General features: G+C 39.7%; 8 protein-coding genes. 7 read left to right on the plus strand and 1 reads right to left on the minus strand.

Annotated elements, in window-relative coordinates:
- Positions 1 to 34: 34 nt before the first annotated feature.
- The gene (locus KO529_RS18065) at positions 35 to 1243 is read right to left on the minus strand and encodes a site-specific integrase (protein WP_215949271.1); all 1209 of its coding nucleotides are present in this window, start codon (positions 1241 to 1243) and stop codon (positions 35 to 37) included.
- Between the two features lie 700 nt (positions 1244 to 1943).
- Here KO529_RS18065 and KO529_RS18070 point away from each other — a divergent pair.
- The 7 genes from KO529_RS18070 (at position 1944) to KO529_RS18100 (ending at position 15684) form a co-directional block, all read left to right on the plus strand.
- Positions 1944 to 2837, plus strand: a complete 894-nt coding sequence (locus KO529_RS18070; RefSeq protein ID WP_215949272.1) for a DUF6268 family outer membrane beta-barrel protein — start codon at positions 1944 to 1946, stop codon at positions 2835 to 2837.
- Between the two features lie 432 nt (positions 2838 to 3269).
- Entirely contained in the window at positions 3270 to 7436 is a 4167-nt protein-coding gene (locus KO529_RS18075; RefSeq protein WP_215949273.1) for a hybrid sensor histidine kinase/response regulator transcription factor, read from the plus strand.
- Positions 7437 to 7788: 352 nt separating this feature from the next.
- Positions 7789 to 9048, plus strand: coding sequence for an alpha/beta hydrolase family protein (locus tag KO529_RS18080; protein ID WP_215949274.1), 1260 nt, complete (start codon positions 7789 to 7791; stop codon positions 9046 to 9048).
- Between the two features lie 47 nt (positions 9049 to 9095).
- Positions 9096 to 10907: an alpha-L-fucosidase gene (locus tag KO529_RS18085; RefSeq protein WP_215949275.1), complete on the plus strand. Its 1812-nt coding sequence runs from the start codon at positions 9096 to 9098 to the stop codon at positions 10905 to 10907.
- An 18-nt stretch (positions 10908 to 10925) separates the two neighbouring features.
- Positions 10926 to 12464, plus strand: a complete 1539-nt coding sequence (locus KO529_RS18090) for a sialate O-acetylesterase (protein WP_215949276.1) — start codon at positions 10926 to 10928, stop codon at positions 12462 to 12464.
- 107 nt (positions 12465 to 12571) lie between these two features.
- On the plus strand, positions 12572 to 14071 hold the full coding sequence (locus KO529_RS18095) for an alpha-L-fucosidase (RefSeq protein WP_215949277.1): 1500 nt from the start codon (positions 12572 to 12574) through the stop codon (positions 14069 to 14071).
- A 29-nt stretch (positions 14072 to 14100) separates the two neighbouring features.
- Positions 14101 to 15684 carry a sulfatase family protein gene (locus KO529_RS18100; RefSeq protein ID WP_215949278.1) on the plus strand — a complete coding sequence of 528 codons (1584 nt, stop codon included), beginning with the start codon at positions 14101 to 14103 and terminating at the stop codon, positions 15682 to 15684.
- The last annotated feature ends 186 nt before the right edge of the window (positions 15685 to 15870 follow it).

The following is a 15870-nucleotide window of genomic DNA, read 5'->3' on the forward strand; positions in this document are numbered from 1 at the left end:
AATACCCGGTAGATAATTTAGAACGTGGAAATTATTAGAGCAGCAATTCACTTGCCTTGTCCAAAACTGAGTTATCTAATTCTTTTAAATAAGCCTGTGTAACTGCCAAATTTTGATGCCCCATAGATTCACTGATAACATCGGTAGCAACTCCTTTTTGCTTTAAGCAGTTGGCATAACTATGTCGTGCAACGTAACTGCTCAAAGGTTTATCTATTCCACAGATTTTTGCAATTTCTTTTAGTTCTTTATTGTAACGTTGAAGGGTTTTGTGCTTTCTATTTTCGAGTTGTAATGGGGTTAATTCATCCTTTAACAGAATGGGGAATACATATTTCGTTCCCAAGGAATTTTCTTGATAATAATCTAAAATTTCCCGAACAGGAGGTAATATCTTGATCATAAAATTTCCTTTGGTTTTCGAACGGGTATAGAAAATATTGTTGTCATCAATTGCCTTCCATTCCAGCTTCATCATGTCGGTAAAGTTCATTCCCCTTGTATAAAAGCTAAAGACAAAATAATTTTTGGTATTGGTGAAAGAAGGATATTTCCTCAAGTCAAGGTCAACTATTTTCTTGACTTGCTCTATAGTCAATGCCTTTTTAGGACTTTTACCCTTCAATTTGGAAACCTTATATGTTTTGAATGGGTAGAACTCTTCCTTAACAAGGTTGCGTTCAATTGCAAGGTTGTAAAGTGCTCTAATAGCTCTCATTTTTACACCAATTCCACCATCCGTACCTCCTCTAGACCTTAAAAAGACTTCAAATTTCTGCAGGAAAGCCGGAGTAACCTCCTTAAATGTCAGTTTTAGTGAATTATGAAATAATTTAACGATATGTCGGGCGTCTTTATTGACTTGAGCATTCCCTGTTCTTCCGGCCAAAAGCATTTCTTCTATTATTTCACCCCAAAACTCGAACACATTAGTCTTTATAGGATTGGATTCGATACGATATTTTTTTTCAATATCATCCAAGGTATAATCGTCCTTTTCTAACTCAAGTTCACCAATAATTTTTAGTGCCCTATCTTGGAACTTATTTATCAAACGGTTGTTTTGTAGATAATTCTGATTTCGTTTGTTAAACTTACCTGCTTGGGAGTCCCATTCAATTTCAGTGGCATTAAAAAGAGTTTTAAAATATTTTGTTTGGCGATCTTTGGTAATTCTGAGGCATATTGGAAACGCTCCAGTTGAGAGTTTCTTTTTCCGTAAAACTGTCTTGACATTTATCATTTAATTCTAAATTTGGGTACAACATAGGTACAACAAATAGCCCTTTAAAGGTAAAATAAATGCAATTTGCTACAAAATAAAAAATCATAAAATATTGATAATCAGACTATAAGAAAGTAAATGATATCTAATGAAGACAATATTAAGGTTCTCATAATCAGGTGGTCCCTGGTTCGAGCCCAGGTGGGACCACATCAAGCAGAAAACCCACGCCTATAGCGTGGGTTTTTCATTTCTTGGAAGAAAGCTGGGCTTGCCCGAGGTTTCGACAGGAAATGAAAAAATGGTTCGCGTTAGCGAATAGTGGTTTTCTATTTGCAGTAGTGGGCATTACTGGTCCACGAGCACTGCGAGCTAACCCAGGTGGGACCACAAAGTGGTGACAAAAAGTCCTAGTGAAAGCTAGGACTTTTTTTGTGGAACAAATCGTAGGCAGAAGTTTATATATAATTATGTCATTATTTTAGAATTTATCTTCCTTTTATATACTTCCACTATATCATTTTATCAATTAACACTACAATTCTCATTTTCCAAGGTTTTACCAATTAGTGGTTCATAGCTTAAAATCCTTCTTTCATATAGCAAAATTCCATGCTAATCTATTTGGTTTGGGAACGGCCGTTTTTGCGGACATATTTGCAATTGCAGGAATGGGATAGTCCCAAAGTGCAATGATCTAGTTATCCAAGATTTGTTTATGAAAAGATTTTCGATTGTTTTATTGTTAATGTTTGGCAGTTTTATATATGCCCAGGAAGCCAATACTATTTATTTTAATAATGAATTTTTGCCGAATTCAGAAGTGGGCGATGTTTCCAAGACAACAATAGGCGTAGACATTCCCGTTATTAACAGCAATGACAAAGAGAGTTTTAGTGTTGGAGCCTCATACCAAAGCACCAACCTTACTTATGTGGATAGGGATGTGCCGTTTGAAACCTATCAGATAGAGGGCTTTCATACCTTTGCGCTGAAATTGCAGTATAACCGTATTCTAAAGAATAACTGGGGTGTAACGCTCATGGCGCAATCCCAGATTTCCTCAAATTTTGATGAAATGGACTTTAGTGAAAAAGACCTGTTCTTTAACGGCGCATTAATATTCGACAAATTAAACGAAGAAAAAGGATCCATGTGGAGTTTCGGAGTCATTAATGATGCCCAGTACGGACTTTACTTTCCTATACCCACAGTTTCATACACTAAACGAATCAATGATTCCTGGGCTTATAAACTGGGGGTACCAGATAGCCGAGTAAAATGGACCTGGAACAAAAACAGTAGTTTTGAAGCATTTACTGCTTTGGACGGATTTACTGGCAATATTAATGATGATATAGAGATATACAAGGAGGATTATTTGGGAACTCTACGACAAACCAGTGTGGTAAGCGGATTGGAATATAACTTCAATTTTTGGCGCAATTTTCAATTGAATGCAAAGGGTGGCTATACCCTTTACAATCATATGGAAGTTCAAGGCTATGACAACGAGGAGGTTTATGATTTCAACATGGTTAATGGTTGGTATTTCAATGTTGGTATGAGCTATAATCTTGGAAAAAAGGTGAAACTAAAAAGTCCGTATTAAGCTTGATCAGCGGCAACTAAAATTTTGTGTAAATGTAGTTTCAACGGGTTCAACTATAGAAAGTTGAATCCGTTTTTTAATTCAACAGGAAGAGCGTAGAATTTAACCTCCTTTTTAGGAATAAGGTCTATTGTACTCCTGGATTTTTGAATGGCTTTTTGCGCAAAAAAGGGATTGAGAATTTCTTGCTTTAACTTTGAATTTGAAGGAGAAGGTATGTACTAATGTCCATGGTAAATTCATGGTAGTAATTTAGAAACCCCGCCAAAAAGGCGGGGTTCGTTCTACTATCGCATTGCAATGGGCCTGTACCTTTTGAAATATAGGTCCTGTGAATAAATTAGGCTTTATGACCCAACACATTTATATTTGCTTATATCCTATGATAAAACGTATTGGACGCCAGTATTCTGCAAAGATTTGACCAAAGGAATGAGAGGAAATTATAAGCAAGTTGGGTTACTGTTTTTTTGGGGAGTCGTAATTTTTAGCTTTACGGCCCCATTCTCCCTGTATTCCCAAAAGTTTGAAAGGTTTTCCAATCAGCAAGGTTTTAACCAGAATACCATTAATTCCATAGTACAGGATCGGTACGGATTTCTATGGTTTGGTACGCCAAACGGACTCATTAGGTATGATGGTTATGAATTTAAAACCTATACCACCCAATCCGAGAGCAACGGAAATATTCTTAGCAACGACGTTAAACAGTTATTTAAGGATAAGGATGGGTTACTGTGGATAGGAACTACCCTTGGCCTTAATGTTTATATTCCATCACTCGAAAAATTCCTAACAGTACCCCTAAATCATAGGCTTAGTATTAGTAGGATTAGTTCCGGACCGGATGGCAAAATCTGGTTTTCCGGTGAAAATGAGTTATATGTGTGCCAACTTACGGATATACAGAATGGCGTCTTCCAGGTTTCTCATAACATCCTTGAATCATATCCTCAAGTTCCTTTCCTAAACGATTTCAGGTTTAGGGATAAAAATTCTTTAGTACTGGCTACTGCTATGGGCTTATGGAATTTATCCCTTGGAACCCGTGTTTCTGGCGGTGATATGGAGATTAGGGGTTTGACCCAATTTAAGACTTTGGAAAATGAGGCCGTTTCCTGTCTCGTGAATAGAAATAATATTTTTTGGATCGGTACCGAAAAAGGCTTGTACAAGGCATCTTTTGAGGGTGAAAAGGCACACATTATCACCAATTTTGGTAAGGATAAAAAATTAAATTCCAAAAGCGCCATCATTATGGTAGACGTTATTTTTGAAGACCATTCCGGCAGTGTGTGGATCGGCACAACGGATAACGGACTCTTTAAATATGTGGAAGATGAGGATAGTTTTAAACACTTTGCCTACGATCCCCGAAATACTTTTGGTATAAGTAGCCAAAATATTAATGCTCTTTTTCAGGACGATTTTAATGTGTTGTGGGTGGGTACGGCCCAAGGAGGAATAAATAAATTGGACCTTAGCCAGAAACAATTTAAAAGCTACTCCAACAATCCCTATGAGCGGCAGTCCTTGACAGATAATTTATTGACGGCGATTCTCGAAGACAGAAATGGAAGGTTATGGTTGTCGGGTTACAACACCCCACTTTTCAGAAGTACCACTACGGTAAATGATGAAACCTTAAACTCGCTTAAGTTTGAAAATTTGGAAAATAGAATTCCTATTTCCGATATGGATATTGTTCGCAGCATTTATGAGGACAAAAAAGGTTATTTATGGTTTGGCACGGACAATTCAATTGTAGTGTATAACCCCTCAAGAGATCAATTTAAAAAAGTAAACTTGGCAAAGAGTGGAATTCAAATTTTCAATAAGGGAATTCGAAGTATTTGTCAGGTAGATGAAAATGAAATTCTACTGTTAGGGAGCCAGCTTACCATTGTGCAAAATCCATGGGCAATAATTGACAGTAATAAATACCCGGAGCTGGAGGTTAGGTCGACTATTTCCTTAGAAAATGAAATTGGCCATACCTTCATTAAGACCAAAGATGGGTCATTGTGGATCGGCACCAAAAAAGGCTTGATAAATGCAAGTTATAACGGTAAGGAAATTAAGATTCACCATAAGTACTCGGACAACAAGAATGACAAAATAAGATTAAGCTATGAGAATGTTTTCTCCCTATATGATGATAATTCAGGAAATATCTGGGTAGGTACTTTTGGTGGTGGGTTGAATAAAATGACAATCGATAGTACTGGGAAGCCATCAGAAATAGAGTTCTTCCGAAAAAATGATGTGTTACCGGACGACGCCATCTATGGTATTTTGCCGGAAGGGGATAACTTTATATGGTTAAGTTCCGATATGGGATTATTGAGATTTCATTTAAAGGACAGTACTATAGATGTATTTGATGTGCGCGATGGTCTCGCCCAGAATAACTTTAGGCAAGGGGCTTTTTTTAAGGGTAAATCGGGGTATTTTTATTTTGGCGGATTGAATGGGCTAACTATTTTTAGGCCAGAGGATATTAAACTTAACGATCAACCTCCAAAGGTTTTGATTACCGACCTCCTGGTAAACAATCAGCGCGTAAGAATTGGGGAAAAACTGAATAACAGGATAATCCTGGAGAGGTCTATTTCTGAGACAACAAGTATTGCCGTAAGCCAAAAGGAACAGTTTATTGCTTTTGATCTAGCCGTGGAGCACACTTCTACTCCTTCCAAAAATAAAGTAGCCTATAAATTGGAGGGTTTTAATGGGGATTGGGTAACCGTCAACGAAGGCAAAACCACCGTCACCTATACCAACTTGCCCGCTAGCAGTTATGTGTTCAAGGTAAGGGCGGCCAATGGAGACGGCATTTGGAGTACAGAGACCAAGACCTTGAACCTTAAAATATTGCCCCCTTGGTACCAGACATGGTGGAGCTATTTGCTGTTTACATTGCTCACCGTGGGTATAGGAATAGGAATAGTCGTCTATTTTTCACAACATGAGAAATTAAAACAACGGTTGAAATTTGAAGAATTGGACAAAGAACGGGTGCATACCATCAATCAGGGCAAATTTCAGTATTTTACCAATATGTCCCATGAATTTAGAACACCGTTGACATTGATTGCGGGCCCTTTGGAGCGGTTGCTTACTCGAAATACAGATCCAGAAAACAACAAATATTTAGCACTGATCCAGAAAAATACCAAAAGGCTTTTAAGCTTGGCAGACCAATTGATTACGTTTCAACAAGCGGAACAAGGGAGACTGAAATTGAACTTAAGGAAAGAGACCTTAGGTGCTTTTATTAACCCCACCATTGAGGCATTTGAAAATTATGCCATTGAAAAGGACATCAATTTTACTTATAAAATTAGTTCACCGGACGAAGAGATCATAATCGATGTAGAAAAGACCGAACGTATTATATTCAATCTACTTTCCAACTCCTTTAAGAATACACCTGCCTTTGGCACTATCGGTATAGAATCAAGAATAGAATACGGGTCAGGGAAAAAACTGATTTATATAGATGTGGTAGACAGCGGTAAGGGAATACCTGAAGAAGATTTGGAAAATATCTTCGAACGGTTTTATCAATTGGGAAATAGGACCGATAAGGTAAGTGGAGGTGGGATAGGCCTGTCATTTTGCAAATCTTTGGTCAATCTACTCGATGGTAAGATTTCTGTAAAGAGCAAACCTGGTGTTGAAACGCGTTTTACGGTTGTTCTACCTTCCAAATCCCTGAATGAATACAAGGGGGACGAAATTGATTTTACCAAAAAATCCTTTGTGGATGACTGGATCCCCCTGTCCTCTAATATTACTGAAGGAAACATGTCCTTGTCAACGGATAATAGTACTAAAAGGAAATATTCAATTTTGTTGGTGGAAAACGAAGTGGATGTACAGACCTTTTTAAAGGGTACTTTGTCTGAAAAATATAATATTGAAGTAGCGAACAATGGGATTGAAGGGCTCGAAAAAATTGGAAGTAATGAACCCGATCTGGTCATTAGCGATGTAATGATGCCCGGCATGGACGGTTTTGAATTGTGCGAGAAAATAAAATCCGATCCTAATCTTAGTCATATTCGTGTGTTACTCTTAACGGCATTGAACGAGAACGAAGATATGATCAAGGGACTCGAATTTGGCGCTGATGAATATATTGGCAAACCATTTTCATTGAGACACCTTGAGCTTAGGATAGAAAAATTGATTGAGACCAGAGAACGTTTAAAGGAATATTTTTCAAAGAATAGCAAGCTTCCCAAGAATGCCGTCGGTATTTCGACCAGGGACAAGGAATTTCTGAGCAATACCATTGCCATAATGGAAAAAAATATTTCGAATTCCAATTTTGGGGTCGAAGAGCTCGCCCAAGAAATTGGACTTAGTACCTCCCACTTTTACCGTCGCCTTAAACAGCTTACCGGTCAGGCTCCAAATGTCTATTTAAGAAATTTTAGATTGCAAAGGGCAGCAGAACTCTTAAACGATAATGAAGGTTATAATGTGGCCGAGGTCATGTATCAAATCGGTATCGAATCCAATTCCTATTTCTCCACAGCTTTTAAAAAACTCCACGGAGTTTCTCCTTCCGAATTTACCAAGACAAATTAAAGGCAAAAGTATAAAGGGAATCATATAGTCTACTTACCTATTTGGCAAATTATATTTAATGTCCCTTTAAATCATTCACATCGATTATTATAAACTATAACTTGGTTTTTAATGGTTGTTTTGTGTTTTAACATTATCCTATGGTTTCAATAAAAGCGGATTGGTTGAAATAAGCAAAGGATTGGTTGAAAAGAGAAGGCCTTCTCCCAATTCCATAATTAGATTTGACCTTATTTAGTACCGTACCTCAAAATATATAAGGTCATGGTTATCAAAAGGTTTTAAATCAATAATGCGATATTTAAATTATTTGCTCCCAATACAGAATAAAACTACCACAAAAAGGTATGTCTTGGCGTTCCTTATTTTGTTTTTGGTCATTTGCAGTAGTGCGGAAGGTCAATCCAATGCTCTAAATGGACCACTTTGGGTAAAAAGTGAACTTGTAAAAGCTGGAGTGTTAAATACACCAAATTTTAGCCTTACCGATGATTTTGCAGCATACCAACAGTTTTCAAATATAAAAGGCTTGTTTTTTAAGGGACTGGATTATAACGGAAAACAGACAAAAGTGTTTTGCTGGTATGGGGTGCCTAACGGACTAATAAAAGGGGAGAAAAGGCCTGCTTTGGTTTTGGTTCATGGTGGTGGCGGCACCGCTTTTCCGGAATGGGTCAAGGAATGGACAGATAGGGGATATATTGCCATTGCAATAGCCCTGGAAGGCCAGGTTCCTGGAGAAAGAGTTGAACAAAGTAGTGGGGAAAAATTATGGCCGGGCCATGAATATTCTGGGCCGCGAAGAATAGGATTTTTTGAGGATGTTGTTACTAAAAGACTGCAGGACCAATGGTTTTATCACGCCGTTGCAGATGTAATGCTAGCCACCAGTTTGCTTAAAAGTTTTCCGGAAGTGGATGTTGAGAACATAGGTATTAGCGGAATTTCTTGGGGAGGCATTCTTACAAATGTGATTACGGGCATTGATGATCGTTATGCCTTTGCAATCCCGGTATATGGTTGTGGATTTTTGAATGAAACTCCCCATTATAGTCGCCTCCTAACCCTTTTGAACAAGGAACAACGGCAGTTCTACCTTCAAAATTGGGAACCTTCGTTGTACATCCCCTTGCAAGAACAAACTACTTTGTTTGTGAACGGCACCAATGATTTTCATTTCACTATGAACAGCTTCACAAAAACGTATCAAGCTTCCAAAAACGAAAAGTACCTCTATATTGAACATAATATGAAACACGGGCATAGCCCAGGTTGGGAACCGGAAGAAATTTACGCTTTTGCAGATTATGTTGTAAATAAGGGTAAGCGCCCATTATTGTCTAAGTTCAAGAAGTTAAGGAGAAAGAACAAATTGGTATATGGCTACGATGGAAAAGCAACAAAAGCTTTTTTGTATTATACCACAGATACGGCAGATTGGGGTAGGGATAATTACAAATGGCAGCAAGCCACTACTCGTTTGACCCATTCTAAAAAAAGAATATCAGCAACATTGCCTGAAAATTCACAGGCCTATTTTGTTAATATTATTGATCCGGAAGGTTATATGTATAGTTCGCCCATGAGAATGGTCGAGAAAAATAGCCCCTAATAACTTCGTCATTTAAAAAATTATAAATCTATAAATACAAGCAAACAATGAATTTAAAAATTGGGAAGAGGCAATCCATATTGCTATTGATGGCACTTGTACTGCAAGTTGGTACTATTTTGGGACAAGAAAAGCAAAATGGAAAGTCAATGGACGAAATGTGGGGCGAACAAAACACTTTGGGAGCGGATGCCCCCGCCTCCAGGACAGCACTATTTGATGATGGCAATTACGCCATGTTCATCCATTGGGGTATTTACTCCAACATTGCCAACAAATGGAAGGATAGTACCTATTACGGCATTAGTGAGTGGATCATGAATCCTAGAAGGGCCAATATTCCGGTAGATGAATATATGGCAGAGGCAAAAAACTTCAACCCGGTAAATTTTGATGCGAAGGCAATTGCCCAATTGGCCAAGGATGCAGGGATGAAATATGTTGTTGTTACCAGCAAGCACCATGACGGTTTTGCCATGTATAATTCCAAAAGTAATGATTTCAATATTGTAAAGGCCACTCCCTTTGCCAGAGATCCTATGAAAGAACTGTCAAAGGCTTGTAAAGAACTGGGCCTTGGATTCGGCTTTTACTATTCGCACAATCAGGACTGGACTTTTCCGGGGGGCAATGGAGGGCCCAAGGTCAATGAGAAAGGCAAAGAAGTAGGTTTCGATTATTACTTTAAGAAAAAATGTCTTCCCCAAGTAAAGGAAATAGTTACGGAATATGGGGATATTGCCATGGTCTGGTTTGATACTCCCGGGAATATGGAGAAGAAATATGTAGCGGAATTGGTAGATGTAGTCCGCAAGCATCAACCCAATGCTATGATTTCTGGTAGGGCAGGCCACGGATTGGGAGATTATAAATCTTTGGGCGATATGAATATTCCCGTAAAAAATATTGGGGGCCTATGGGAAACGGTAGATGTTACCAACGACTCTTGGGGTTATGCTTGGTACGATCAGAATTGGAAGAGCCCTAAACGCATATTGAAGAGTATAATTTCTACAGTGGCTCGCGGGGGCACCTATATGTTGAATGTTGGGCCCGCACCCGATGGCAGTATTCCGATAGAGGCGCAGGAATCGTTAAGGGCTTCTGGAGAGTGGATCAGTAGATACCCGCAGGTAATTTATAAGACTGGGCCTTCACCTTGGGGACGAAAGTTGCCCTGGGGAGATGCTACCATAGCCTCAGATGGCAAGTTGAACCTCTGCGTTTATGAATGGCCATTGGATGGTAAATTGTGGCTTCCAGGCCTAAAGAATAATATAACTTCCGCAAAGCTTTGGGTAAACGGAGAACAGCTAAAATTGGAGACCAGCAGGGACGGGAATTGGGCCGAATTAATTCTTCCGGCCAAACGTCCAGAAAACTTGATTTCCATTATAGAGGTTGAGCTAGATGGCCGTCCGGAGGTAGACACCAGCTCCAGTCTAGACCCCATTTTTGCTACGGTACTTCCTGTGGATTTCGCCACAGCGGAAGGTGTTGCCATCTCAGAAAAAAGGTGGATGGAAAAATTTGGGGAGTGGAAGCATATTGAACAGGCCCAAGATTGGACAGATAAGGGTAAAGTGACTTGGAAGGTAGTGGTGAAAGAACCCGGTTACTATCAAACGGAACTCAATTATGCGGGATCTGGCCGCTTGGTATGGAACATTACTTCGGATGAAGGAAACGTTGTTCAGAACCAACAGAACTCATCAGAGGTTTACAATTATTATGAAATGGGACTTCTAAAATTTGAAAGGCCGGGAGAGCATACCATAACCGTTTCTTTGGTAGATGGAAATAGGAAAGATGCAAGTCTCAAAGAAATACGACTGACTCCTGAGGAAAGTATGGAATAAAACTTATAATTTTGAAGAATGACGAAAAAGCCATTCATTTTAGTACAACTTGTTTTTCTATTATTTTATATATCAGTTGCACATTCCCAGGAGTTAAAACCATCCAATTTATTCTGCGATAATATGGTATTGCAACGTGGCATGGAAGTTCCTGTTTGGGGAGTTGCAGCGCCCAAGGAAAGAATAACGGTAAAATTTGCTGGCCAGACCACCTCAACAAAAGCAGGGAAAGATGGTAAATGGATGGTTGAATTAGAGCCCATGCAGGCTTCGAAAATACCTAGGGAAATGACTATCAGCGGAAAAACGGAAATAGTCTTGTCCAATGTGGTAGTGGGTGAAGTTTGGATATGTTCAGGACAGTCCAACATGCAATTTTCGGTAGACAATGTTCCTGAAACAAAAGCACTGTTGGCTTCTTCAAAAAATATTAGAAGTTTTGAGGTGAAGAGAACGGTTTCCTTTAAGGAAGAAGACAATGTTAGCGGAAAATGGGCAGATGTACCCCCAAGCAGTGCGGTTGCTTTTGGTTTTGCATACTTCCTTGAGAAGTCCGTTGATATTCCTATTGGAATAATACATGCCTCCTGGGGAAGTTCTTCCCTAGAAGCCTGGATGCCGCGAGACATGAGCAATGAGTTCCCATATTTTAAAGCTATTATAGAGGATTTAGACGCCGATACGGTAACCCGAAATAGAATTAATTCTGCCCTTTCCGGTGACGAAGGATGGTCTACCAAAGAGGATATTTTTATGCGGAGGCAACCCAATATTCTTTATAATGCTATGATGAAGCCTATAGCGCCTTATGCTAGTAGAGGCTTGGTTTGGTACCAAGGGGAACGTAATACGCGATACTTTTCTGGCGTGCCAGAGGTAACAGAGGACAATTGGTACCATAGGGTTATAGGAATGCACGAATATGGCGATGTTCTTAAATCTTGGATCCAGCGTTATAGAAAGGAATGGAAAAATAATAAGATGCACTTCTCCATAGTAATGCTTCCTGGTTATGGAAAAGGCACTAACAATAACCCGGACATCGATCCTACGAGTCCAACAGCCATGTCCTGGGCATGGATGCGCGAGTCGCAAATGAAGGTATTGGAACTTCCTTATACCACTGTTGTCAATACCATTGATCTAGGGGACGAAAAAAATGTTCATCCCAAGGATAAACTTCCTATTGGCGTTAGGTTGGCACTGCAAGCAGAAAAAGAAACCCTAAATAAGGATGTTGTTGCAGAAGGCCCCATTCTAGATGAAGTAAAGGCACAAAACAATGCCCTTGTAGTTTATTTTAAGAATGCCCATGGATTAAAAACTATCGATGGAAAAGCACCTACGGGATTCTGGATTGCTGATGGGTCCATGCAATGGGAGGTGGCAGAAACTGAATTGGAAGGAGAAACGGTAGTGTTGTCCAATGATAAAATAAAGAAGCCGCTCTTTGTGCGATATGCCTTTGCCGGAAAACCTGAGGTAAACTTAGTTAATGGTGCAGATTTACCTGCCTATCCTTTTAGGACGGATAATGAAATTCCCACTGATGAATAAATATAGAATGGAATTTGGCTTTTGGCAGCAAAAAAGGCACAATAATAGTTGGATAGGGTACTGGGCTATAGTGAAAAACAGCTGAATTTTGAATAGATAATGATAATATGGGCAATTTAAGAAAGGATAGTTTAAAAGGGGGCTGGTTTATGCTGCTGCTATTTCTAATTACCATATCAGTGAATGCCCAGGAGGCTCCCGACCCCTACGCTGAGACGGGTAGTAATAGTACAAAAAAGGCCATTGAACCTATAGTCATCAGTAATAAGGAGATTAATGTGCTTTCCGGGGGTTTGGCGGAAACTGGCTCCAATTTTAAGACAACGGTTTTAAATTATATGTTCCAATGGATAGAGTCCGAAGCACCAGGGCCATATAATATGAAATGGCAATTGGAATCGACCATAGTGGGGAATTATGAAGTGGTTGCTAGGATCTTAGGTGCCAATATACAGGGGACATTATCATGCAATGGAAAAAGTCATCAGTTTAATAGTAATGAAAAGGACTGGTCCCAAATTACCATGGGAACCATATCATTAAAAAAAGGAATCAACACTTTGGAGTTGGAAATTAATACGGCCGAGAAATTTAAACTTTCCGCCTTGGAATTGACAGCCCTATCTTTTGCAGTTAAAACAGATGAAGAGGCCCTTAAATTGAGGCAAAAAGCGGACTGGTTCAAAGATGCAGGATACGGCTTAATGTTTCAGTGGACCAATAGGGCAACACCGGAAAAAGGGGATACCATCAAGGCATGGGAAGATAAAGTCAATGATTTTGATATAGAAGAATTTGTGAATATGGTGGAGGAATCCGGGGCGGCATATGTCATCTGGTCTATGACATGGGGGCAACAATATATTTCCGCACCCATTGCATCCTTGGATAAGGTATTAAAGGGACGAACCACTAAACGCGATCTTCTGGGCGAAATGGCAGATCGCCTTTATGCAAAAGGAATAAAATTGATATTCTATTATCACTACGGTTATGATTGCTACCATTCCATAGACGCTACTTGGATGGAGGCGTCTGGGGGCTATAAGGCCGATAAAACGGAATTATACGGCAACATAAAGAACATCGTGGCGGAGGTGGGTAATCGTTATGGAAAAAAATTGAACGGCTGGTTTTTTGATGGGGCCCAGCGCTATTATGACACCCATTTTGATGGTAGTTTCGGAGGAATTTCCACGGCCAATTTTAAGGAGATAAGTAAGGCCGCCAAAACTAATAATGAGCAACGCATAATTTCCTATAATTCTTGGATTTTGCCCATGGTTACGGAATATCAGGATTATTATGCCGGAGAGGGTCTAAAACAATTTACAGGACTTGAGGACGGTGTATTTCCAGAAGGAAATTATAAGGGCTTACAGGCACATACCTGTTTCACTTTGGAAAAAAGATGGGGACACATAGATAAGAATACTACCATTGCCAGCCCAAAACATACCCTTGATGATCTTATTGGCAGAATAGAACATGCGCAAAAAAATCGATATCCACTTTCCATAAATCTAGAAATGTACGAGGACGGTTCAGTATCCCCGGAGTCTAGAGCATTATTGCAGGAAGTTCGTAAGGGTATTCGTGGTAGATAGATATCATAAAAATTAATTTAATAGAGATTATGCATTTATTCAAAAAGGGCCTTAGTGTTTTATTGCTATTATTTTCAATAACAACTGGGGCGCAAAATTTACAGAAACCAAATATAATCATCATTTACACCGATGATCAGGGTTATGGCGATGTGGGAGCCTTGAATCCAGAGGCCAAATTTAGAACCCCCAATATGGACAAATTGGCCAATGAGGGAGTTATTTTTACGGATGGTCATAGTAGTGATGCGGTCTGCAGCCCCTCCAGATACTCCTTGTTAACAGGGCGATACAGTTGGAGGACATCTCTTAAAAAAGGGGTTCTTGGTGCGGATGGCCCCTGTTTGATAGAAAAGGATAGGATGACCATTGCCTCCTTGCTAAGGGATAATGGCTATAACACCGCTATGGTAGGGAAATGGCATCTACAGATGGAGTTTCAAGGAAGTCTGGGCAAGGATCGAGACTGGTCCAAACCCTTTACCGATGGTCCTATTGAGAAGGGGTTCGACTATTTTTTCGGGATTCCCGCATCCATGAACTACGGCATACTTACCTATTTGGAAAATGATAGGGTTTTGGATCCTCCGGTCTTATGGACCAAAAAGAAAGATGATGATAAGCCAAGGTCTTTCGGGAACCGGATAAACCCGGCAGCCTACAGAATGACGCCCCCTTATGAAAAAGAGGGAGGTAAAGGCTGGGTAGAGGCAGCACCATCTTTCAATGATGAGTTGGTACTTGAAACGCTGGCCAATAAGGCAGTGGAGTATATTGATGAATCTTCCAAGGAGGCAAAAAATGGCAAGCCTTTCTTTTTATACCTACCATTGACCAGTCCACATTTACCACATAGTACCCACCCCGATTTCCAAGGTCGTAGTAACTGTGGTAATTATGGGGATTTTATGGAAGAAACGGATTATAGGGTTGGACAAGTACTCGATGCCTTGAAAGCCAATGGTATTGAAGACAATACTTTGGTGATTTTTTCTTCGGATAATGGAGCGGAAACCAATTACGTTCTGCAACGGGATGACTATAATCATTATAGTAGTTTGAATTTTAAGGGCGGCAAACGCGACATTTATGAAGGTGGTCATCGCGTACCTTTCTTAATGCGTTGGCCCAATGCAATAAAGGCAGGGAAAAAGGTAAATGTCCCAGTGTGCCAGACCGATTATCTGGCGACTATTGCCGATATCATTGGAGTAAAGCTGCCGGATAATGCTGGTGAGGATAGTTATAGCCTGTTGCCGATCTTAAAAGGGGAGACCTACAATGAAAAAGTTAGAGGGCCGGTAATCCATCATTCAGTAACGGGCCACTTTGCCATACGCGATGGGAAATGGAAATTGAACATGCTGCGTGGTTCAGGGGGGTCCTTGGAACCTAGATTTATTCAACCCAAAGAAGGGGAAGCGGTATTTGAACTTTATAATATGGAAGTAGATCCAAGCGAAACTACCAACCTCTATTTTGAACATCCCGATGTAGTAAAAAGACTTACCAAAAAGATAAGCAACATCATAAAGGACGGAAGAACAACAGCCGGTACACCCCAGGCTTATGTAAAAGAGAATTGGGAGTTGCCCAATTGGATCAAATCGTAGATCTAATTTAAACGAAATGCAGCCAGAATTAAATTTCCTCCTTCTTGATCGAAATGAGCAATAGAAAGGGCGAACTGAGAAATACCATTTTAAGGTTTGTCTTTAGGTTTGCGTATGGAACGGTTTTGCTGTCCTCAAGGATCGACGGCAGTTTCTGATTTTAAAACACAGACCTTAAAATTTAAT

Source organism: Arenibacter algicola, assembly GCF_018860365.1.
GTDB lineage: Bacteria > Bacteroidota > Bacteroidia > Flavobacteriales > Flavobacteriaceae > Arenibacter > Arenibacter algicola_B.